The following is a 21,918-nucleotide window of genomic DNA, read 5'->3' on the forward strand; positions in this document are numbered from 1 at the left end:
TCCCCGATCCCTAGTCCCTAATCCAGATACGTGTTAGGCGTAAACTGGGTGACGACGGCAGATATCCTGTACCTGCTCTTTCACGTTGGCAATGGCGGCTTCATCGTTGATGTCGTTCAGCACATCACAAATCCAGCCGGCCAGCTGGCGTACTTCGGCTTCTTTAAAGCCACGACGCGTTACCGCAGGGGTACCAATACGAATGCCGGAAGTCACAAACGGCGAGCGTGGATCGTTAGGCACGGCGTTTTTGTTCACGGTAATGAAAGCACGACCCAGGGCGGCGTCGGCCTCTTTACCGGTAATGCCTTTGTCGATCAGATCCAGCAGGAACAAGTGGTTGTGAGTACCACCAGACACCACCTTGTAGCCGCGCTTCTGGAACTCGTCAGCCATGGCCTGGGCGTTTTTCACGACCTGACCCTGGTATTCCTTGAACTCTGGCTCCATGGCTTCTTTGAACGCAACGGCTTTAGCAGCAATCACGTGCATCAGAGGGCCACCCTGACCACCCGGGAAGACGGCCGAATTCAGCTTCTTCTCCAGATCTTCATTGTTGGAGGCAGACAGGATCAAACCACCGCGTGGGCCGGCCAGTGTTTTATGGGTAGTGGTGGTCACCACATGAGCGTGCTCGATGGGGCTTGGGTAATGACCCGCCGCAATCAGGCCGGCCACGTGAGCCATATCCACCATGAACCAGGCACCTATCTTGTCGGCGATTTCACGCATACGCGCCCAATCAACGATACCGGAGAAAGCGGAAAAACCACCGATGATCATCTTCGGCTTGTGCTCAACCGCCAAACGCTCCATTTCTTCGTAATCGATCACGCCGGCTTCGTTAATGCCGTAAGGGATGATGTTATACATTTTGCCGGAGAAGTTGGCAGGCGAGCCATGAGTCAGGTGACCACCATGAGCCAGGTTCATGCCCATGACGGTGTCGCCTGGCTTGACCAGCGCCATAAATACCGCTGAGTTGGCCTGAGAGCCGGAGTGCGGCTGCACGTTGGCATAGGTTGCACCAAACAGCTCTTTGGCACGGTCAATCGCCAGCTGCTCGGCAATATCAACGTACTCACAGCCACCATAGAAACGCTTGCCCGGATAACCTTCGGCATATTTATTGGTCAACTGGGAACCCTGGGCCTGCATGACGCGTGGGCTGGTGTAGTTTTCGGAAGCAATCAGCTCGATGTGCTCTTCCTGACGTTGAGTTTCATCAACGATGGCCTGCCACAGCTGGGGATCATAATCGGCGATATTCATGTCACGCTTTAACATCCGTCTCTCCTGACTCATGGGGGTGTTCACTGAAGTGCCAAGTTTACCCTTTAGGGGCTGTGCGGCCTAGTCCCGACCCCATAGTTAACAACACTTATTTATCTTTATGTTGAAAATTTTACAAAAAGTTTAATATATAGCAACATTTAATTCCCTAGTTATTCACTCACATTCGGGGTAGATCTGACAGACAAAGCCGATAGAATAGAAACTTTTAGCTGAGCCAACCTGTATTTACAGAAAATCTGGCGCCCCGACCCCGTTGAGGAGTATATGCAAGACTTCACAGTGACCTCGCAACGCCGAGCCGAACTTTATCACTGGTTTACCGCCCTGTTTTCGGCTCCACTGGTCGAAGATGACATTAACGAGTTTGGCGGCTATGACATGCATGCCTTTCTAAGCAGTCTGGCCACCCTGGATCCCTTGCGTGAAGCCACCGAAGCCTTTCGGGTGCAAGCCGATCAAGTGTTGCGGCTAAAGCAGCCACAAGCCGAGCTGAGCGGGCAATATCAGCAGCTGTTTGGTGAACCTTCTTTACTGGACACCTCGGCTTTGGCTGCGCCGGATGAAGAGTCGCTGTTTTTGATGAGCATATTATTACATCAACACGGCACTCAACTGCAGGATGACGATCCTCTCAATGCCTGTAATCAGCTGGAAATGATGGCCACCCTGGCGCTGGCTGCCGCCGCTGCCAATGACGAACAACAGTGTATTGCCCTGCTCGACCAGCAACGGGAGCTGGCCAACCAACTGCTGCTTAACTGGTTACCCGCATTCGTTGCTGCCTGTCAGCAACAGGACTCCCTGGGCTTTTACGCCGCCGCTGCGCAACTATTACTGGCCATGTTCAGCATGGATATTCATTATCTGAACAATGTGGCGCAATAATGGCCCATCACAAGCACGGCAAAGCCAGCCCATCGCCCCAGACTCAAGAAGAGGCTGAACGCGTGGCCAGGGCCACCCAGAAACCGGGGCAAACCAAAGAACAGACACGACTGATTGCCCAGGGTATTCAAAAGGGCATAGACGAATATAAAAAGCAGCAAAAGGCCCGCGCTCGGGCCGCCGACAAGGCGAAAAAACAACGCAGCCGCGAACAGGCCCCCCCCCGGACTGACGAGCAGGAAGAGTGGGCGCCAGCACCCCAAGCGATTGGCACATCCTGGTTACCCTGGGCGTTGCTGGTATCAAGCTGGATTGGTTTTGCCGTTTACTGGTGGCAACAACAACCCGGATAACCCACAGGAGTGCACATGGCCCTTAGCTTACCCGAACACTGCCTTACTGCCGAAGGGGTTGAACGACGTCTTGGCGTTGAGCTTGAGCTAAACGGCCTGCCCCTGCCTCGGTTGGCCGGGCTGGTGGCCGAACAACTCGGCGGCACTCTGCAACCGCAGTCGGAATACGAAATAGACATAGAAACACCTCTGGGTACCTTTCGCGCCGAGCTGGACTTCGATTATCTGAAACGGCTGGCGCGAGAACAGCTCAAGCAACCGCCCGGAGAACTCGAATTGGCTGCCACCGAGCTGTTGGGCACCCTGGCCTTTCAACTGGTACCACTCGAACTGATCAGCCCGCCACTGCCCTTATCGCAGCTGGTCTGCCTAACACCCTTGTTTGAACGTCTGAGGCTGGCCGGCGCCAAAGGGACCCGCCATGCCCTGCACTACGCTTTTGGTTTGCACCTTAATCCCGAGCTGCCAGATACCGATAGTCATACCCTGCTGCGCTACTTCAAGGCTTATTTATGCCTGCACGACTGGCTGGAAGAGCACGAAGACATAGTGGCTGCGCGCAAGGTGTCGCCCTATATTCGCGCCTTTGGCAAAGAGTACAGCCGCCGGGTTATCGACGTGCATTACTGGCCTGCCTTGCCCGCCTTTAGTGCCGATTATCTATTGGCCAATCCCAGCCGTAACCGGTCACTCGACTTGCTGCCCTTGTTGGCCTGGCACGATGAGGCGCAAGTACAAAGAGCGGTACAGGACGACAAGGTCAACAAACGCCCCACCCTGCACTATCGTCTGCCCAACTCGGATATCGATAACCCCAACTGGTCCCTGGATCATGCCTGGCGGGGCTGGCTGCAGGTAGAGTCCCTGGCCAACGATGAACACCGGCTGGCCCAGGTATGCCAGCACTACGCCGCGCATCTTGACCAGCTCACGCCGGACTTCTTAAACCCGTGGAAATACAAGGTCATCCAATGGCTCCGCTAATTGGCGTCACCGGACCCGACAGCAGACTGCCCTGGGCCTGGTGGGCAACCCGTCTGGCCATTCGCCTGGCGGGTGGGCGGGCGCTGCGCTTGACCCCCAACAGCTTTCGACCCCACAAGAGAGACAAGCTGCAGGGGCTGATTATTGGCGGCGGCGACGACATAGATGCCGCCTTATACGGCGAAGACACCGGCCGCGCCCCGGCCGATCCCAGGCGGGATGCCTTTGAAATAGAGCTGATTGAGCACGCTCTGCAAACCCAACTGCCGTTATTGGGTATTTGCCGCGGTGCCCAGCTGATCAACGTGGTACTCGGGGGATCCTTGCATGCCGATATTCGCCCCCAACGCCAACACACTTCCAACCGTCGCACCCTGCTACCACGCAAAACCGCCCTGGGCACAGGCGAGGGGCGGTTACATCATATTATGGGCCAGTCACGCTGGCGTATTAACAGCCTGCATCATCAGGCGGTCAAACGACTGGGCGCTCAGCTTGAGGTGACTGCACGCGATCTGGACGGCTTTGTACAGGCCATCGAATATCGGGGCGATCACGCCATTCTGGGAGTACAGTGGCATCCGGAATACCTGCCTTATCTGGCTGGTCAGCGGGAAATTTTTCGCCATTTAGTGGCGCTGGCCAAAGCCACCTCTCCCGAGCGACTCTATCCCTGATGCTGGATTACCTCATTGTTTTTACCAGCAGCCTGCTGGCGGCCACCATAGCGCCCTTTTACTCGGAAGTGGTGCTGGCTGCCGTGCTCACCCGCCAGCCCGACGCCGCCCTGTTGTTGTGGTTGCTGGCAAGCATCGGCAATACCCTGGGCGCCATCGTCAACTGGTGGCTCGGCAAATACCTGCTGCATTATCGCCACAAGCGCTGGTTCCCCATCAAGGAAAAACAATTAGTCAAAGCCCAGGCCGGCTTTCAGCGCTTTGGCGTCTGGAGCTTGTTGTTGTCCTGGGCGCCCATCGGCGGCGATGCCCTGACCTTTATTGCCGGCATCATGAAGGTACAGCTGCTGCCTTTTACGCTGTTGGTGTTTATTGGTAAGGCAGCCCGCTACGCCGTGGTGATCTGGCTTGCGGATACGCTGCTGTTGTAAAAAGGGCCCTGTCGTTGCCGACAAGGCCCTTGGGGATTAAAAGGTCTGGCGTAAAGCCTGCTTGAGTTCCTCTTCGGCGCGAGCAATTTCCAGCTCGGCCGCGGCCCGTTGCCGACGCCCGTCACGATAATGCTCCAGGGTGCTGTTGAGGGTATCTATGGTGATGCGGTTCACTTCTTTCAGGGAGTCCAGATCCAGAATGCCGCGCTGGTAATTACCGGCAATCTCCTGCTCCAGCTGCTGCAGCTTCTGGGCATTACGTACATATTGCTGATTGGTATAGTCTTTGACGGCTCGCGTCACCTGCAAGGCCTTTTCTTTTTCATAGTTGGAAATTGCAATCAAGAATTGCCGTTTCCATAACGGAATGGTGTTGTGACAGATATCCTGAATATCTTCCATCAACATCTTGTTGCCTTCTTGGGACAGCCGGATTTGCGGTGCGGTTTGCAGTGCCGCCAGGCGCACCGCACTCAGATTGGCCAGACGTTTTTCCAGGCGCCCCAGCGCCTGTTGCAAATCACGCAATGCCTGTGCATCTACCGGATCGCCGCTTGCCTCGGCCTTGCTCTGCAAGGTGGGCACCTGCTGTTCAAGCAAGGTGTTCAGCTTAAGCTTGCCGGCGGCAATATACACATCCAGTTGCTGCAGTAGATGCAAATTTTCCTGATACAAGCCATCGAGGCGCTCAATATCCGTGGTCAGTTGGTGCTCATGGGCACGCAACTGCCCCTCCAGGGCATCGAGACGATCCTTTACCGAATCAAACCCCTTGATAAAGCTGCCAAAGGTCTGAAACAGTTCGCCAATAAGCGGCAGGCGACTGAGAAAGCTGTCGGGGCGAATCCGGTCCAACTCACAGCCTTTCATCTGGCCTATCATGGCATCCAGAATGTCTCCGGCTTCGCCCGTATCTCGACTGCGAATATTATCCAGCACCCGATCTGAAAAGGCGGTAATGCGCTCCATCGCCTCCTTGCCAAAGGTGATGGTCGCCACTGAATCGAGCGGATCAAGACTGGCGGCAATGCTCTGAACTGCCTGTTGTTCGTCTGTGTGCAGATCCCCTGGCCGCGTTTCGGCGAGAGCCTGTGTTTGCAAAACGGGTTCATTGGGCATGAAATACTCCTTCATGGTGTAGTTGCCACAAGCGGTTAAACTCCCCCACGTAGGCTGACACCAGCGGCTCGTTGTCGGTCAGCAACAGGTTTTCCTGGTTGTACTGGCTGGCGCTGCGCGTCCAGTTAAAGCTGCCATTGAGCAGCCAGCGTCGGTCGAACAGCGCGAACTTGTGGTGCATGTGATAGGGGCTGGTATCGAGCAAGACCTCGACGCCCTTGCGACTAAGATAATCCACGTCACTGCCCCTGTCGTTGGCCTTGTCCTGATCGCTCAGCACCCGCACCGCCACCCCCTTGTTGTGGGCCGCCAGCACCGCCTGGGTAAGGCGATCGTCGGACAAGGTAAATACGCAAATATCCAGTTGCGTTCGGGTCTGCTCAATCAAGCCGATAATGGCCTCTAGACAATCGCGCCCCGGTGAAAACCAGGCCCCGGATGTGACTGGCTGTACCTGCAGGCGGGCACGATCCAGCGTCTGGATTACCCGCTCCAGCCAGATAACCACCTCGGTGTTTAACTGGCCGTCTCTGGAGCGTTCGCGCGCCAATTCAAAGGCTTTGTTACGGGCAAAGGACAATAACTCCGGCTGAGAGACCAGACCATCAAACAGCAGCCCCAGATCTCGCCGCTCTTCCTTGGAAAGACGGCCATCGGCCAGGGTCAGTCGCAGCTGCATTTCCAGCTCTTGTTGTGTCATTCGATAGACTCCTTATCCGCCGCGCCGACGAGGGCGGCTTTATCATCAGTGCCCTGCATCATGGACCAGGCCAGGGTGCGCAGGTGGCTGCCAATGCCCTTCATTTCATCGGCGATCACACCCACCTTGTCGACCGGCTGATGCTGTTGGCGATAACGGGCGCAAATGGCGGCCCAGCGGTCGGCCTGCTCGGGTGTCAGAGTCCCGCGCAGCTCGGCCAGCTTGAGCAGGTTTTCTTCGGTGCCCTGGGTCAGTGTTTGCGCCTCGCCCAGATAGTGATCGTCAAGCAGGCGTTGCAGCTCTTGCTCTGTCATGACCGCCATCACTTTTTCCGCCAGCTTGTTCATGTTGCGATAAGAGCCCTGCAACTTGAACGGCGGCTCGGTGCGGTAATCGTCGGCCGAGGCGGCGGACGCGATATATTGCTGGTTAACCTTGAGCACCACCTGCTGCACTTGCAACAACCGGCTGAGAACGCCGGTGATCTCGCGAGCTTCATGGGCGGAATAGTTGTATTCCAGCTCACTGAGTGCAATGTCTTCGCCGCGCGCCATGGCCACCAGCAAGTAAAGGTCCTTGAGATTGCGACTGGCCAGCGGCGCCAGCACCGGGTTGGACGAGAGGGCATTTTCCACATAAGACAACTCAAAGGCCGCTCGCTGATCAGACAGCATGTCACCCAGGTTATAAATATCGGCGCGGTTGGCCAACATGTCGGGCAGGCGAAACACTTCTCCCGACTCGGTATAGGGATTGCCCGCCATCACCAGCGCAAAGCGCTTGCCTTTCATGTCATAGGTTTTGGGTTGGCCGCGCCAGACGCCATCGATGCGCCGCGTGCCATCACTCAGGGAGATAAATTTCTGCAAAAACTCGGGGTGCGTATGCTGAATATCATCCAGATACAAGAGCACGTTAGCGCCCATTTCCAGCCCCAGATTAAGCTTTTCTATCTCGCGGGCAGCGGTGGCATTAGGCGCATCCGCCGGATCCAGCGACACCACCTCGTGTCCCAGCGACGGGCAGTTGATTTTCATAAACACCATGCCCAGCTTGCCGGCTATGTATTCCACCAGTGTGGTTTTGCCGTAACCGGGAGGCGATATCAACATCAACAGACCCATTTGATCGGTTCGACGAGCCGTTCCCATGGCCCCCAGTTGCTTGGCAAAGTTGTCTCCGATCAAGCCCAGATAAGACTCACTGATCAGTTTGTTGCGTACGAAGCCACTGAGCGGACGCGCCTGAAACTGATCGGGGCGCAACTCGTCTCTGGCTTGCTCGAGCAAAGTCGAGCGCCTCGCCTGAAAGGCATCAAAGGCCGGTAATACCTGTTGTTGGTGATATTCACCCCGCGTTAAAAAGTCATCCAGGCTGAGTATCAGCTCTCCCCCATCCAACCTCGGATGGTCGGCCAGTAATCCTTGCACGCGTACCGCCAACGAGAAATCGAGCGGGCGCAACACCAGCTCGCTGTGCTCTTTAAGGCAGGCCAGCGCCGCCGCTTCAACCACGAAGCTGTCGGGTCTTTGCTGCTGTTCACAAAATGCCTGCAGCCACAGTTGATGCTCGGCACAGCTCTCGACACTGATTGAACTATCACCCTGCCAACCTAAGCTGCGGCGAAAGGACAGATAATCCGAGGCCAGTTCATCCGCATCCCGGCTGATCAGGATATCGCCATCGATGGCGAGTTGGCGCAACAGATAGTCGGCGGTTTGCCGGGTATCTATCGCCTCGGCAACGAGCCCGAGTTCCTGTATCGACAACGCCAACTGCTGCTGTAATTGCTCATACAAAGATGACTGCCCAAGATGTTGTTGTAATTGCAGGGCGTCTTGACCACGGCGACGCCAGTGCTCGCGCTGGATCTTAGGCTGGGCAGATAACCACAAGAGCCCGGTCGCGCGGGCGCGCTGGCCAAAGCGTAATAATCCCGCCTCTCTATACAAGGGCCAGAGCGCCGTAAGCAGGCACACTGCGTCTTGATCGTGAATGCCCTTTACATAACCATCGCGATAACGGCTGGCAGCAAAACGCTGTACTAATCCGGTCAATGTGCCTTCTTTGAGCGCCGCTTCCAGCACCTCGGGCGAGAGGTCTTCTTGTCGGCGCTCCACTTGCTGCAACAGGCAGTAAGCCAGATATTCAGAGCGGCTAAGCTGCGGGCTTTCCGAGGGTAGCGTCAGCTCACCAAACCGGCTCAGGGTTTCCAGCTCGGCATCCACCACCGGCTCGTAAAAGTCGGTGCCGGTAAGATGCAGCGCCAGTTGCTGCTGCCTTTGCACCAGGGTCAGGGCCGGCTCTTGAGTGTTGACCGCAAACCGATGTCGACCCAGCTTGAGCACGCTGCCCCCCTGCTCAAAGATATCCTGATTATCTCGCAGGGTACTCATTGCCTGTTCTTTCAGGGTCTTTACGCGCCCGCGTACCGCTTCGGCACGCACGCTGCCGCCCAGTTGCTCCATTTGAGTGGCAAGCTGCGCCAGCTTGTGCACCATGGCATCGGCGGCAAAATAACCGTTAAGCTCCGCCAACTGGTCGAAACGTCGCACTCGCTTGTCGATGCTGGCCAGCGTAATCTCTGCCGCCTGCGCCAGGTTGTCGAGCCGCTTTTGTCGCGCCGCAAGCAACTGTTGTTTGCGCGATTCCAGACTGGACTGTATCTCGTCACGTTTGTGATAGATGTCAGCCAGAAACTGATCGAATTCGGCAAAACGGCTTTCCAGTTTTTCAATCATGCCCATCAGTCGCGCCTGCTGTTCGTCGCAGCTTTCTGGACTGTCGGCCTGCCCCAGTGCCGACGTGACCGCCTGGGTCAACAACTTGAGCTGAGCCTCAAACTCGGCCTCTGCCTCGCCTTGACGCAGTTGCTGATGACGCTGGCGCAATCGAGCCAGACAGGCATTGAGCCGCGCCACCACTTCAGTAGTCAGATCGAGAATACGGGTCGCCTGGGTCGCATCCTGAGTTTCAATTTCGGCCACTTCTTCGTTGATCAGATCCAAAGACTGATGGATTTCATCCGCCTGCTCACGCAGTCGATCCAGCTCGACTGTGGTAGTACATTCGGGCAGAGCCCGTTCCAGCTCATCAATGACCTTGAGAAAAGGCTGATACGCCTGCTCTTTCTGTAACAACCCCAGCAGTCGCTGATTAAGCTGCTCACGGCCGTGTTCGAGCTGTTGCTCCAGCTCCAACAGACGTGCTTCATCCACATAACGGCCACCCTTGAGACTGATCACCCGCCCCAGCTGGGTTTTGATTCCGGCCAATAATTGAATAAGCTGCGCGGCATCGTCATCCGGGCTCAGTTTGATGCGGCCCAGCAACGTCTGCTGCTCCTGCGCCAACTCGGCAATGGCGCTATCGGTTTGCTGGCGCAACAGCTGTACCTTGGCAAACTCATCGACGATTTGTTCGGCGGTGGTGGTGATTTCACGCACCTGAGCACCCAACTTGCCTGCTGCATCGTCATCGAGCCAATGATAGTTATCGAGCGTGCGTCCACAAAAGGTCACCAGAATTTCATACAGCGAACGGGTCACCTCCTGGGTACGACAATAGGAGACGATACTGTTGATTTCGGCGATACCACGCACCAGTTCGGCATTGCCGATATTGGCGAAAAAAGGATGTTGATGCTGGTGTTGGTCAGCCTCGTAAATTTCGAGGGTCATGAACGGCGTTTGCCAGATGCGCAGCGGGTGCAGTTTGCTGGCCACACTGTTATCAGTGAGGCGAAACATCAACATGCGGCCATCGTTATAAAGGCTGTAGCCGTGATTGTAGTTAGGTGGACTGACGCTTTTCTCGATCAGGTTGTAGCTATAGTGCAGGTAGGCGCCTTGAACGGGATCAAAAAAGATAAACAGCACATCTTCGCCATTGGGAGCCTGTTCCCGATGGAAATAGCGCATCTGCCGCCAGTCTTCGTCAAATAGCCGAGCGTCTCCATCGGCCAGCAGATAGCCGTTGGCAAATAACAGGCCGTGATCTTCTGGTAGTAACTTGCAGCTCGCCCCGATGGCATCGGCGCGCACGACTTTTTCGGTCAGTCGGTTGTACGCCAGATAACGGTAGTCTTTCTCACGGTTAGGCCGCACCTTGAGCAGAATAAACCCCGCCGCCTCGGCATAATGGACTTCGGTATCGGCCAGCGTCTGGTGGACGTCTTCCACCGGCTCGTTGAATATTTCCAGACCGTCGGGGGTGTTGTTTTCAATACGAACACTGAGGCTGCCTGCCAGACAGTCGACAAACAGCTGATCGAGGATCATCAGGTGTGGTCTGTCTCCCTGCACCTGATGATCTCGCCCTGCCAACTGCCATTGCACATCCTGCTGGGGCGCTTCATCCAGCTGGGCTTGACCCGGATCGTCCAGATATTCGACGCGACCGTCTGCGTGCAGCTGCCAGCGATAGACCTTGCGATCTTCCAGCCGCGAGCCAATTTGAAACACCAGATACAACCAGCTGCCGCGCCGGCTGATTTGGGTCAAACGCGTATCTTTGTAGTAGGTGAGCAGTTCATTAAAGGAGTGGCGAAAACGGGCATCGTCGAGAAAAGTATCCGCCAGTGGCAGCTCTTCTACTCGAAACTGACCGTCATGTTCGACCAGTCGATATAATCCCAGTACTTCTTCCACGGACGGGACGGCTTTAAGCCCCACTTGTACACGATAGCCAAACAGCAAGAGGCCGTTGATCTGCGCTATGTCTATGGGCAGGCAACGATGTTCGGTATGTACATTGACCCTGCCCAGCAGCTCCTGGGCTCGGGCACCAAAGGCCTGTTGGCGAGCCTGATTAAAACTGCCGGCATCTTCGGCCAGCGCCTTGCCTTGCTCGGCCAGGCGGGCGCGCAGTATCTCGTAGGATCCTTCGCCGGCCACCGCCTCATTAAGTTGATGTTGTTCCATGATTAGATGATTCCAGGCTGGTAAGCGAACGGGGGCCGCATAACGGCCCCCTCCTTGCGGTTTACTCCTGTTTGGCGTCGCCTGTTACCAGCTGCTGCAGTTTATCCTGCAGGTTGCCGTTGCCATTGAGTTTGGTCAGCAGGTTGGCCAGCGCCAAATTGCTCACCGTGCCTGTGTCTATCTTGGAATTTTCCAGTACCGCGCGAATATCGTCGGACAGGCTGCGGCCTTGTTCAGTGTATTCACGCACCAGTGGCTTGAGCACTTCGCTGCTGCCAATGCGGCTGTCGAGTTTGGCGCTGCTCATCACGGTGCGACGCAGCTCTTCCATACCCTGACCGCCAAACAGCTTGATGTCCGCGTTGGACAGTGCCGTTGCCAGTGCCTTGGCACTGTCGACCGACATCGACTTTTGGGCGTCGATACGGGCAATTTCCAGCTCTTTCTGCTGCTGCAGTTCCAGCACCCATTTGTCGTGCTCACGGGTTTGATCGTCAAATTTCTTCGCCGCTTCAAAACGTGCCGTCTGGGTTTCGGCTTCGGCCAGCCCTTTGGCGCGCAGCGCCTGGGCCTCGGCATCACCTTTGGCTCTGTGGCTTTCGGCTTCAGCCAGACCAAGCGAAGAAATAGCAGCGGCTTCGGCGTCGCCGGTTTCACGAATCGCCATGGCACGCTCGCGATCCACACCGACCTGCGCCAGCCCTTCGGCACTGATTTCTTCACGCAGGGCATGGGCCATGCGCTCTTTGGCTTCGGCACGTTTGGTTTCCTGAATCAGTTCGGCCTCGGCTTCGCGGGTCTTCACATTCAGATCGTTTTCCGCTTCGCGGGTACGGATCTTGATTTGAGCTTCGCTTTCCAGGGTTTGCTTTTCCATCCATTCCTGAGCAGCCTGCTTCTCGGTGCGGGCCATGACCACGGAGCGAATGCCCTCGGCTTCGGCTGCCGCCTCGGCCTCTACCAGGCGCACTTTTTTCTCGCGCTCGACAAGCTGGAAGGCGCGCAAATTGGCGGTTTCTTCTTCTTCACGTGCTATCTTGCGCTCGATTTCAACTCGCTGAGATTGCGTTTCCACCACCGCCTTGCGGGCTTCTTCCAGCGCAGCCTCTTTCTCCATGGTCTGCTGGGCAATTTCCCGCTCGGTACGTACCCGTTCGGTTTCCTTGGCGCGATTGACTTCTTCCTGCTGAATAGCCACCTGACGCTCGTTGCTGCTGCGGGTTAAATCCACTTCCATCTGCAACGATTCCTGGCGCTTGGCCACGTTTTCTTCGGTCTGCAGACGCGCCAGTTCTTTTTGACTGACATATTCCTGACGCTTCTCTTCGGTCAGGGCTTCTTCTTGAGCACGAATGATCTCGATTTCGCGCTTTACGCGAGCCAGGTTTTCCTGCTCCTGCTTATCAAGCTGAGCGCGGTTGCTTTCGGCCTCTACGTTCTTTTGCTTGATTAAGGTTTGCTCGTCCTGACGAATGGCGTTGGTTTCAATATTTTTACTGGAGGTAATAGAAGCAATCTTGCGAATACCTTCCACATCCAATACGTTTTGCGGATCGTGGGCGTCAAAACAGGTCTGATCTACGCGGTCAATAACCACATCGTAGATCTTGAACCCATCCATCTCGGAGCCAATCACTTCCACCACAGCATCCCGAAATTCACGGCGGTTGGTGAGCAGCTCTTCAAATTCAAACTGCTTAACGGCGGTTTTCAGGGCCTCTGAGAATTTGGGCTGAAAATGTTCTTTCAGCCGATCCAGCTGAGACGCACCAATGGTGGTGAACAGCTTGGCCACGCGAATAATATCTTCTTCTTCGTGGTTAACACCGATATAGAAGTCTACTTTCAGGTCGGCACGAATATTATCCCGGCAATGCAAACCTTCCGATTCCTCACCCAACTGGTCTTTACGACCACTGCGGATCACCGAAATTTTCTTGCGCGTGATATCCATAAACTCACCGCGATTAACGACAGGCCACACAAAGGCACCGGTAAGCGTAGCGCGCGTCCGTCTGCTGCCGTTAACAATAAGTGCTTCACCTTCATGGCGTATTTTGTAATAGCGGCTGGTCAGAAAAACAAGTATCAAGACTATCAGGCCGGCAAGCCCACCGACAAAATAGTACAAAGGGGTAAACATTATCGTGCTCCTAGTTATAGTGATTTTTTTTGGGGGGATATCAAATAACAGACAATTATTGCTTGGTGATGAAATATCGCCGAGTCACATCATTGAAAGAAAGAATGCGAACTTCATCTCCATAATGCAGCTCTTCTTTATCATCACAATAAACATCAAGCTGATTTTCCACACTGCCACGAGTCACCACCACTTCACCGAAGTGTGCGCCCACTCGAGAAGTACGAACTCGAGCACGCATACCAATGTAATTGATGCTGGCGTAAACGCGGCTCTGATCAAACAAGGGAGCCAAAGGCTTCAGTATCCATGCAGCAAGGTAGAGACTGAGGTAACATGCCAGCGGTATGGCCAGAGTGGCGAGCGTATAAAACAGCCAGGCAGGAACCAAAGGCGTCACCAAATGAGAAAACATAAATAGTTCGGCCGTGGCTAAAAAAAACACCAAGGGTAAACTGACCACGATGGGAATTTGAGTGATGCCTATGGGTAACAGCATATCGGGCAAGTCTGCGTCCACGTTCAGGCTGGGTAACAGCTCGTCAAACAAGCCGGTAAATACCGAAAAGAGTAGCAGCAGTAAAAATAGCAAAAAGGGAATCGCTGTCATCACAACAGGAAAGGCAAAAAACGTTTGCCATACGTCCATGATAAGGTCTCGTTTGTATGTTTACCCGATACTAAATGCGTATTCCAAAGTGAGCATCATATGCAGCATTTATTTTTGTGCTGCGCACAATCGAAAAGGAAACTAACAAAGCCATCTGCAATCGTCAACGTTAATATTTTATATTAACGTTATTCACCCAACGACTTTCCAACCTTTTATAAGACCCAGTAAAATTCATCCTGTCGTAATTTAAATAGTCGTTACCCCTCTAAATTCAGGGTGATTTAGTCGTACATACTGCTCTTGCTCAGCCATCGTCTTTAAAATAAAATCTTGCTAATAAATATCCAGCAACAGGCGCAGACCTTAACCTTTACTCATGCTCGTCACTAACATCAGAAAGCCGACGGCTTTGTTCATACTTCAAGCGGCATTTGCTATCGCTTTACAACACGCATGCTACATGCGTGAATTTTGAACAAGCCGTACACTATCTGCATACAAACCAACAACAAAGCCTGCAAACTATGCTAGTAATGAGACATGGCTAGCCAAAAGTCTAATTGAGCGTGACGGCCTTCTGCGTCACCTTGTTACACAATAGTTACACCCCAGGGGTTATTGGTACTACACCAAGGAGCGGAATAATGAGTGAAGTTAAGGTTCATCCTGTCATGGCACATATTGCCGAACATGCCCTGATAGACGATGCAGGCTATAAAAGCATGTATCAGGAGTCTATCGAGAACCCAGAGAAATTCTGGGGCGAACAAGGTAAGCGTTTAGACTGGATAAAGCCCTATACCAAGGTAAAGAATACCTCTTACGATCCGGGCCATATCAACATCAAGTGGTTTGAAGACGGTACCCTTAACCTGTCCGCCAACTGCATCGACAGGCATCTGGCGACCAAGGCCGATGAGGTGGCTATTATCTGGGAAGGTGACAGCCCCGACGACGACAAAAAAGTCACCTACCGCGAGCTGCACGAGCAGGTGTGCCGCTTTGCCAACGTATTGAAAGCACACGGCGTGAAAAAAGGCGACGTGGTCAGTTTATATATGCCCATGGTAGTGGAAGCCGCCGTGGCCATGCTGGCCTGTGCGCGCATTGGCGCCGTACATTCGGTGGTGTTTGGTGGCTTTTCTCCCGACGCCGTAGCCAGCCGTATCATCGACTCCAATGCCAAACTGGTGATCACCGCCGACGAAGGCCTGCGCGGCGGTCGTACCGTGCCGCTGAAAGCCAACGTGGATGCGGCACTGGCCAAGCCGGGGGTGAGTGCAGACTGTAAAGTCATTGTTTACCGTCGCACCGGTGGCGATGTTGCCTGGGACGAGTCTCGCAATATCTGGTGGCATGAAGCCGCCGCCAAGGTAGACGCCGTTTGCGAGCCCGAAGAAATGAACGCCGAAGATCCGCTGTTCATACTCTATACCTCGGGCTCTACCGGTACCCCAAAAGGCGTATTGCACACCACCGGGGGGTATCTGGTGTATGCCGCCATGACCTTCAAGTACATCTTCGACTATCACGACGGCGACGTGCACTGGTGTACCGCAGACGTCGGCTGGGTGACCGGCCACACCTATATTCTGTATGGCCCGCTGGCCAATGGCGCCACCACCCTGATGTTCGAGGGGGTGCCCAATTACCCGAAAACCAATCGCATGAGCCAGATTGTCGACAAGCACCAGGTCAATATTCTGTATACCGCTCCTACCGCCATTCGCGCCTTCATGGCCAAGGGCGATGAAGCAGTAGAAGGCACCAGCCGTGCCAGCCTGCGCATTCTGGGCTCTGTGGGTGAGCCCATCAACCCAGAAGCCTGGGAATGGTATTACCGGGTGATTGGCGACGAACGCTGCCCGATAGTGGATACCTGGTGGCAAACCGAAACCGGCGGTATCCTGATTTCTCCGCTGCCCGGCGCCACCCTGCTCAAGGCCGGCTCGGCTACCCGCCCCTTCTTTGGCGTACAGCCCGCCCTGGTGGACGGGGAAGGCAATATTCTGGACGGCGCCACCGATGGTAACCTGGTTATTCTGGACTCCTGGCCGGGACAGATGCGTACCATCTACGGCGACCACGACCGCTTTGAACAAACCTACTTTTCGACCTTCCCCGGCACCTACTTCTGTGGTGATGGCGCTAAGCGCGACGAAGACGGTTACTACTGGATTACCGGTAGGGTAGACGATGTGCTGAACGTGTCTGGCCACCGCATGGGCACCGCCGAAATTGAGTCGGCATTGGTGGCGCATCCCAAAATTGCCGAAGCGGCCATTGTGGGCGTGCCTCACGACATCAAGGGCCAGGGTATTTACGCCTACATCACCTTGAATGCCGGCGAAGTACCCAGTGCCGAGCTGCATAAAGAGGTAAAAGACTGGGTGCGTAAAGAAATTGGCCCTATTGCCACGCCCGATGTCATCCACTGGGCCGAAGGCCTGCCCAAGACTCGATCAGGTAAAATCATGCGCCGTATTCTGCGCAAGATTGCCACCGGCGAAACCGATACCCTGGGCGATACCTCGACCCTGGCTGATCCGGCCGTGGTTGACCGTCTGATAGAAGAGCGGGTTCGTCTGGGTTGAATCACGTCAGCATGAAATAATGAATATCGCCGCCTGCGGGCGGCTTTTTTGTGCGCTGGCAGCAAAACTTCTCGCCGTATCACTTATTTGATGTAACTCTCATGTTAATGTCTAAAAATGTCGTATTGGTAACAGAAGCTAGCTACATTGCGTGCTGGTGCCGCTATCATGATGCCGCATCGGGTTGAAGGCCATCTTCTGTTACCAGGATTTAACCTGCCTTCAGTGATTAGACCAGTAAATTGCTGCCAATTTCCACGAAATCACTATAATTGGCCGATATGAGTCGAGCCGCACGATTTTATTTGCCAGCAATAGGTAAAAACGGCTAGGCTTCCGGTTACTCGATATGAACACTGCAAGATTGACGAGGATTGCTGCACAATGGCCGATGAATACCGAATTCTGTTGCTTAACGGACCCAATTTAAATCTGTTGGGCCAGCGCGAACCCGGCATCTATGGTCAGAACAGTCTGGCTGATATTGTTACTCGCCTGACCCAACAGGCAGCCGAGCGTAATATCACCCTCAGTCACCTGCAGTCTAATGCCGAACATCAACTGATTGACGCCATTCACCAGGCCTATGGCCAGCAGGATTTTATTATTATCAATCCTGCTGCATTTACGCACACCAGCGTGGCCATTCGTGATGCCCTGTTAGGAGTGAATATTCCTTTCATCGAGGTGCATCTGTCGAACGTGCATGCCCGTGAGCCGTTTCGTCATCACTCTTATCTGGCCGATAAGGCGGTAGGCGTGATCTGTGGTTTTGGCGCCAATGGTTACGAATTTGCCCTGGAAGCGGCGGCGAGACATTTAAGCCACCGTTAACTCCCCAAGCTCAGTACTAACATAACAAGAGAACGCTCATGGATATTCGTAAAATTAAAAAACTGATCGAACTGGTTGAAGAGTCTGGCATCGCCGAACTGGAAATTTCCGAAGGCGAAGAATCCGTTCGCATCAGCCGTTACGGTAATCCCGGCCAGCAAGTCATGCAGCCCCAATATCAGCAATTTCAAGCAGCTCCCGCTCCTGCACCGGCCCCCATGGCTGCCGCCTTGTCTCCTGCGGCTACAGAAGAAGCTGCCGCCCCGGCCGTTAGCGGCCATGTGATGCGTTCGCCCATGGTTGGCACCTTCTACCGTGCTTCTAGCCCGGGTGCTAAAAACTTCGCCGAAGTAGGCCAGACGGTCAATGCCGGTGACACCCTGTGCATTGTTGAAGCCATGAAGATGATGAACCAGATTGAAGCCGACAAGAGCGGCGTGATCAAAGCCATTCTGATCGACAATGGCGAGCCGGTTGAATTTGACGAGCCGCTGTTCATCATCGAATAAAGGAATTCTCATGCTGGATAAAGTAGTCATCGCCAACCGCGGTGAAATTGCCTTGCGGATCCTGCGCGCTTGTAAAGAGCTGGGGATCAAGACGGTAGCCGTGCATTCCACGGCCGACCGCGAGCTTAAGCACGTATTGCTGGCAGACGAGTCCATCTGTATTGGTGGCAACCAGTCTAGCCAGTCTTACCTGAACATACCGTCCATTATTGCGGCGGCAGAAGTGACCGATGCGGTCGCCATTCACCCCGGTTACGGCTTTTTGGCAGAAAACGCCGATTTTGCCGATCAGGTAGAAAAGTCGGGGTTCGTGTTCATCGGCCCTCGTGGCGACACCATTCGCCTGATGGGCGATAAAGTGTCGGCGATTAACGCCATGAAAAAAGCCGGTGTACCTTGTGTTCCCGGTTCAGACGGCCCCATCAGCGACGACGCCAAGAAAAACGCCGCCATCGCCAAGCGCATTGGTTATCCGGTGATCATCAAGGCCTCTGCGGGTGGCGGTGGTCGCGGTATGCGTGTGGTGCGCAACGAAAGCGAGCTGGAAAAATCCATTACCATGACCAAGGCCGAAGCCGGCTCTGTATTCGGTAGTGATGTGGTTTACATGGAAAAATTCCTGGAAAATCCACGTCATATCGAAATTCAGATTCTGGCCGACGGTCAGGGCACAGCCATTCATCTGGGCGAACGTGACTGCTCCATGCAGCGCCGTCACCAGAAAGTGGTAGAAGAAGCACCGGCTCCTGGCATTACCGATGAAATGCGCAAGTTCATTGGTGAGCGTTGCTGCCGCGCCTGTGTCGATATCGGTTATCGCGGTGCCGGCACCTTCGAATTCCTGTATGAAAACGGCGAGTTCTATTTCATTGAAATGAACACCCGTATTCAGGTTGAGCATCCGGTTACCGAGATGATCACCAGCGTGGACTTGATCAAAGAGCAGCTGCGCATTGCCGCCGGCATGCCGTTGTCGATTACTCAAGAACAAGTCAATGTTCGTGGCCATGCCATCGAGTGCCGGATTAACGCCGAAGATCCCAAGAGCTTTATTCCAAGCCCGGGTGAAATCAAGTTGTTCCATTCTCCGGGTGGCTTAGGGGTTCGTTGGGATTCGCACATTTATGCGGGTTACAAAGTCCCCCCTTACTACGACTCCATGATTGGCAAGCTGATCTGTTACGGCGAAAATCGCGATATCGCGATTGCCCGCATGACCCATGCCCTGAACGAGCTGGTCATTGAAGGTATTAAAACCAACATACCGCTGCATCAGGAAATCATGCGTGACGAGAACTTCCGCAACGGCGGTACCAACATTCATTACCTGGAGAAAAAACTGGGTTTGTAATTGTTGAGTCACAGCACATTTAAAACGGCGCCCTTGGGCGCCGTTTTTTTATTTGTGATCTCGCAGGCCTTGTGGCGTTTCCCCCTCGCCGTCTTTTGCCGTTAAAATAGCGCATTTACGTCTACCGCAAGAGAAGCTCAGTGACTATCCACCGTATCAATCCCTGCCAACGCTGGTCCGACATTACCGTGTTCAACGGCATGGCACACTTCGTCGAAGTACCCGAGTCCGATCTCGACGCCGATATTCGCGGTCAAACCGCGCAGATTTTTGCTCAGGCCGAACAGGCGCTGGCCAAGATCAACAGCGACAAGACACGATTGCTGTCGGTCACCATCTACCTGACCGACTTCGACAATTTGCCCGCTTTCAACGCCGAGTGGGATGCCTGGTTTGAGCCTAATACCGCCCCCAGCCGCGCCTGTGTAAAGGCCGAGCTGGCCAATCCACGTTATCTGGTGGAGCTGGCCTTTGTGGCCGCCGCCGGTGACGGTTACTCCGCATAGCCCAGCTGGTAACGGCACGCTCAAACGGACCACCAGCATAGCAGCCGATTGATTCCAGCAAGCTCGGGCTGGTATCCTGCGGCCCCTTCTTGTGGAAAATCAAAGATGATTAATATTGTATCCATCGCCCGTCGGGAGGCCGCCCTGAGTGTGGGCCTGGCAATGCTGTATATGCTGGGCTGGTGGCTGAGTGCCTATCAGGTTTCGCCGGAGCTAACCTTTGGCGGCTGGCCGCTGTGGTTTCTATTAAGCTGTTTGTTCAACCCCTTATTGTTTGTGGGCCTGTGCGTCGTCATGGTGCGCTATTGCTTCAAGACGGTGGCGCTGGACAGCCCTGAGCCTGCGAGCAGCCCTGAGCCAATCCATCGCCCTGCACCGAAAAACAGCTCCAGTATCGCCCCCTCTCATCACCATGAATCAGGTACACAGTCGTGAATATCGAGTTAGTCATTCCCCTGGTCTGTTATTTGGTCCTGATGCTGGCGCTGGGCTTTTACTTGAGCCGTCGCCCTCAGCAAGGCAGTTTCGTGCAGGACTACTTTTTGGGTAATCGCTCCATGGGCGGTTTTGTGCTGGCCATGACCATGGTGGCTACCTACGCCTCGGCGTCATCTTTTATCGGCGGCCCGGGTGCCGCCTACAGCATGGGGCTGGGCTGGGTATTATTGGCCATGATCCAGGTGCCCACGGTATGGCTGACACTGGGCGTGCTGGGCAAGCAGTTTGCCCACATTGCCCGCCGGGTAAACGCGCTTACCATCAACGACATGCTCTATGCCCGCTATCGCAGTCCGTTGGTGGTCATTCTGGCCGCATTCGGCCTGTTGGCGGCCTTTATCGCCACCATGGTGGTGCAGTTTATTGGCGGTGCCCGGCTGCTGGAAACCGTGACCGGCCTGCCTTATCAGGGCGGCCTGATCATTTTTGCCACTACCGTGCTGCTCTATACCCTGATTGGCGGCTTCAGAGCCGTGGTGATCACCGATGCAGTACAGGGCATCTTGATGCTGATTGGCACCATAGTGCTGCTGGTGGGTGTATTGCATGCCGGTGGCGGTGCCAGCGCCATGTTCAGCGCCCTGGCCGACATAGACCCGGGCCTGGTTACGCCCCAAGGGCCGGATGACTTTTTAAGCACCAGCTTTATGCTGTCATTCTGGGTACTGGTGTGCTTTGGCGTGATTGGCCTGCCCCACTCTGCTGTACGCTGCCTGGCCTATAAAGACAGTGGCGCCATGCACAAGGGCATTATCATCGGTACGCTCGTGGGTGCGCTCTTGATGTTTGGCATGCACTTTGCCGGAGCACTGGGGCGGGTGCTGGTGCCCGAGCTGACCGTACCCGACAAGGTGATGCCTACCCTGATGCTCACCGTACTGCCGCCCATAGTGGCGGGGCTGTTTTTGGCCGGCCCCATGGCAGCCATTATGTCGACCATAGACTCGCAGCTGATCCAGGCTTCGGCCACCCTGGTTAAAGACTTGTACCTCAATTACCTGAGCCGTTCTCATGGCGGCAAGCCCGCCCCTTCGCCGATCTTTATTAAGCGCGCCAGCCGCGGGGTCACGCTGGTCGTTGGCCTGATTGTGCTGTGGGCCGCCCTGAGCCCGCCGGACATGATAATCTGGCTCAATCTGCTGGCCTTTGGCGCCCTGCAGGCCATTTTCTTCTGGCCCCTGGTATTGGGTCTGTACTGGTGGCGCGGTACGGCCGCCGGGGCACTGGCCTCCATGGTCACTGGAGCCCTGTGTTACGGCCTGCTGACCACCTTTGGCATCAAGCTGCTGGGGCTCCATGCCATCGTTCCCAGCCTGGCCTTCTCGGGTCTGGCCTACGTCATAGGTTCACTGCTCAGCCCGGCCCCCTGCGCCGAAGTACGGGCCTTGTTCGGCAAAGAAGAACTTGGAAAAAGCAGCTCCCGGCACCCAGCTTGAGCCTAAGACCTAAAGACTAACGCTATGTTTGCCACGGAAGAACGCTGAAGACGTAACATATAGCACA

18 protein-coding genes are annotated in these 21,918 nt (G+C 54.9%); 12 read left to right on the top strand and 6 right to left on the bottom strand.

The annotated features are described in order from the left end of the window. Window positions 1-33 precede the first annotated feature (33 nt). Window positions 34-1,287 carry a serine hydroxymethyltransferase gene (gene glyA / locus IEW52_RS02025; RefSeq protein ID WP_188628405.1) on the bottom strand — a complete coding sequence of 418 codons (1,254 nt, stop codon included), beginning with the start codon at window positions 1,285-1,287 and terminating at the stop codon, window positions 34-36. Between the two features lie 273 nt (window positions 1,288-1,560). Between glyA and IEW52_RS02030 the strand changes: the two genes are divergently transcribed. From IEW52_RS02030 to IEW52_RS02050, 5 genes are all read left to right on the top strand, one after another. After that, window positions 1,561-2,181 (top strand): molecular chaperone TorD family protein, encoded by a 621-nt coding sequence (locus IEW52_RS02030; protein ID WP_188628406.1) that lies wholly within the window; start codon window positions 1,561-1,563, stop codon window positions 2,179-2,181. Further along, window positions 2,181-2,534, top strand: coding sequence for a DUF2956 domain-containing protein (locus IEW52_RS02035; protein ID WP_188628407.1), 354 nt, complete (start codon window positions 2,181-2,183; stop codon window positions 2,532-2,534). The genes IEW52_RS02030 and IEW52_RS02035 overlap by 1 nt, the downstream gene beginning before the upstream one ends. Before the next feature lie 15 nt (window positions 2,535-2,549). After that, complete coding sequence (locus IEW52_RS02040) at window positions 2,550-3,518, top strand: amidoligase family protein (protein WP_188628408.1); 969 nt, start codon at window positions 2,550-2,552, stop codon at window positions 3,516-3,518. Continuing rightward, window positions 3,506-4,195, top strand: a complete 690-nt coding sequence (locus tag IEW52_RS02045) for a gamma-glutamyl-gamma-aminobutyrate hydrolase family protein (protein WP_188628409.1) — start codon at window positions 3,506-3,508, stop codon at window positions 4,193-4,195. The genes IEW52_RS02040 and IEW52_RS02045 overlap by 13 nt, the downstream gene beginning before the upstream one ends. 83 nt (window positions 4,196-4,278) lie before the next feature. Then, window positions 4,279-4,626, top strand: coding sequence for a YqaA family protein (locus IEW52_RS02050; protein ID WP_373286209.1), 348 nt, complete (start codon window positions 4,279-4,281; stop codon window positions 4,624-4,626). 36 nt (window positions 4,627-4,662) lie between these two features. On the opposite strand, the gene IEW52_RS02055 is transcribed toward IEW52_RS02050, so the two are convergent. From IEW52_RS02055 to IEW52_RS02075, 5 genes are all read right to left on the bottom strand, one after another. After that, complete coding sequence (locus tag IEW52_RS02055) at window positions 4,663-5,745, bottom strand: toxic anion resistance protein (RefSeq protein ID WP_188628411.1); 1,083 nt, start codon at window positions 5,743-5,745, stop codon at window positions 4,663-4,665. Continuing rightward, entirely contained in the window at window positions 5,735-6,445 is a 711-nt protein-coding gene (locus IEW52_RS02060; protein ID WP_188628412.1) for a phospholipase D-like domain-containing protein, read from the bottom strand. The genes IEW52_RS02055 and IEW52_RS02060 overlap by 11 nt, the downstream gene beginning before the upstream one ends. Then, on the bottom strand, window positions 6,442-11,367 hold the full coding sequence (locus IEW52_RS02065) for a DNA repair ATPase (RefSeq protein ID WP_188628413.1): 4,926 nt from the start codon (window positions 11,365-11,367) through the stop codon (window positions 6,442-6,444). Before IEW52_RS02065 ends, IEW52_RS02060 begins: the two co-directional genes overlap by 4 nt. Window positions 11,368-11,428: 61 nt before the next feature. After that, on the bottom strand, window positions 11,429-13,510 hold the full coding sequence (locus IEW52_RS02070; RefSeq protein WP_188628414.1) for a flotillin family protein: 2,082 nt from the start codon (window positions 13,508-13,510) through the stop codon (window positions 11,429-11,431). A gap of 55 nt (window positions 13,511-13,565) precedes the next feature. After that, on the bottom strand, window positions 13,566-14,159 hold the full coding sequence (locus IEW52_RS02075; protein ID WP_188628415.1) for a hypothetical protein: 594 nt from the start codon (window positions 14,157-14,159) through the stop codon (window positions 13,566-13,568). Between the two features lie 608 nt (window positions 14,160-14,767). On the opposite strand from IEW52_RS02075, the gene acs reads away from it, so the two are divergent. From acs to panF, 7 genes are all read left to right on the top strand, one after another. Continuing rightward, window positions 14,768-16,717, top strand: a complete 1,950-nt coding sequence (acs, locus tag IEW52_RS02080; protein WP_188628416.1) for an acetate--CoA ligase — start codon at window positions 14,768-14,770, stop codon at window positions 16,715-16,717. Between the two features lie 384 nt (window positions 16,718-17,101). Next, window positions 17,102-17,551 carry a type II 3-dehydroquinate dehydratase gene (gene aroQ / locus IEW52_RS02085; protein ID WP_188628417.1) on the top strand — a complete coding sequence of 150 codons (450 nt, stop codon included), beginning with the start codon at window positions 17,102-17,104 and terminating at the stop codon, window positions 17,549-17,551. A 38-nt stretch (window positions 17,552-17,589) separates the two neighbouring features. Continuing rightward, entirely contained in the window at window positions 17,590-18,060 is a 471-nt protein-coding gene (gene accB / locus IEW52_RS02090) for an acetyl-CoA carboxylase biotin carboxyl carrier protein (protein ID WP_188628418.1), read from the top strand. Between the two features lie 10 nt (window positions 18,061-18,070). Then, complete coding sequence (gene accC / locus IEW52_RS02095; protein WP_188628419.1) at window positions 18,071-19,411, top strand: acetyl-CoA carboxylase biotin carboxylase subunit; 1,341 nt, start codon at window positions 18,071-18,073, stop codon at window positions 19,409-19,411. Window positions 19,412-19,551: 140 nt separating this feature from the next. Next, window positions 19,552-19,917, top strand: a complete 366-nt coding sequence (locus IEW52_RS02100; RefSeq protein ID WP_188628420.1) for a RidA family protein — start codon at window positions 19,552-19,554, stop codon at window positions 19,915-19,917. 105 nt (window positions 19,918-20,022) lie between these two features. Further along, window positions 20,023-20,352, top strand: a complete 330-nt coding sequence (locus IEW52_RS02105) for a YhdT family protein (protein ID WP_188628421.1) — start codon at window positions 20,023-20,025, stop codon at window positions 20,350-20,352. Further along, a complete protein-coding gene (panF, locus tag IEW52_RS02110) occupies window positions 20,349-21,851 on the top strand; it encodes a sodium/pantothenate symporter (protein ID WP_188628422.1) in 1,503 nt (500 codons plus the stop codon). Before IEW52_RS02105 ends, panF begins: the two co-directional genes overlap by 4 nt. Window positions 21,852-21,918 lie beyond the last annotated feature (67 nt).

It is taken from the genome of Oceanisphaera marina (assembly GCF_014643915.1).
In the GTDB taxonomy this organism is placed as follows: domain Bacteria; phylum Pseudomonadota; class Gammaproteobacteria; order Enterobacterales; family Aeromonadaceae; genus Oceanimonas; species Oceanimonas marina.

What these genes read in the sequence shown, in the direction of transcription:
- glyA (WP_188628405.1), bottom strand. Translation starts at nt 1,287, where the DNA reads ATGTTAAAGCGTGACATGAATATCGCCGATTATGATCCCCAGCTGTGG.
- IEW52_RS02030 (WP_188628406.1), top strand. Translation starts at nt 1,561, where the DNA reads ATGCAAGACTTCACAGTGACCTCGCAACGCCGAGCCGAACTTTATCAC.
- IEW52_RS02035 (WP_188628407.1), top strand. Translation starts at nt 2,181, where the DNA reads ATGGCCCATCACAAGCACGGCAAAGCCAGCCCATCGCCCCAGACTCAA.
- IEW52_RS02040 (WP_188628408.1), top strand. Translation starts at nt 2,550, where the DNA reads ATGGCCCTTAGCTTACCCGAACACTGCCTTACTGCCGAAGGGGTTGAA.
- IEW52_RS02045 (WP_188628409.1), top strand. Translation starts at nt 3,506, where the DNA reads ATGGCTCCGCTAATTGGCGTCACCGGACCCGACAGCAGACTGCCCTGG.
- IEW52_RS02055 (WP_188628411.1), bottom strand. Translation starts at nt 5,745, where the DNA reads ATGCCCAATGAACCCGTTTTGCAAACACAGGCTCTCGCCGAAACGCGG.
- IEW52_RS02060 (WP_188628412.1), bottom strand. Translation starts at nt 6,445, where the DNA reads ATGACACAACAAGAGCTGGAAATGCAGCTGCGACTGACCCTGGCCGAT.
- IEW52_RS02065 (WP_188628413.1), bottom strand. Translation starts at nt 11,367, where the DNA reads ATGGAACAACATCAACTTAATGAGGCGGTGGCCGGCGAAGGATCCTAC.
- IEW52_RS02070 (WP_188628414.1), bottom strand. Translation starts at nt 13,510, where the DNA reads ATGTTTACCCCTTTGTACTATTTTGTCGGTGGGCTTGCCGGCCTGATA.
- IEW52_RS02075 (WP_188628415.1), bottom strand. Translation starts at nt 14,159, where the DNA reads ATGGACGTATGGCAAACGTTTTTTGCCTTTCCTGTTGTGATGACAGCG.
- acs (WP_188628416.1), top strand. Translation starts at nt 14,768, where the DNA reads ATGAGTGAAGTTAAGGTTCATCCTGTCATGGCACATATTGCCGAACAT.
- aroQ (WP_188628417.1), top strand. Translation starts at nt 17,102, where the DNA reads ATGGCCGATGAATACCGAATTCTGTTGCTTAACGGACCCAATTTAAAT.
- accB (WP_188628418.1), top strand. Translation starts at nt 17,590, where the DNA reads ATGGATATTCGTAAAATTAAAAAACTGATCGAACTGGTTGAAGAGTCT.
- accC (WP_188628419.1), top strand. Translation starts at nt 18,071, where the DNA reads ATGCTGGATAAAGTAGTCATCGCCAACCGCGGTGAAATTGCCTTGCGG.
- IEW52_RS02105 (WP_188628421.1), top strand. Translation starts at nt 20,023, where the DNA reads ATGATTAATATTGTATCCATCGCCCGTCGGGAGGCCGCCCTGAGTGTG.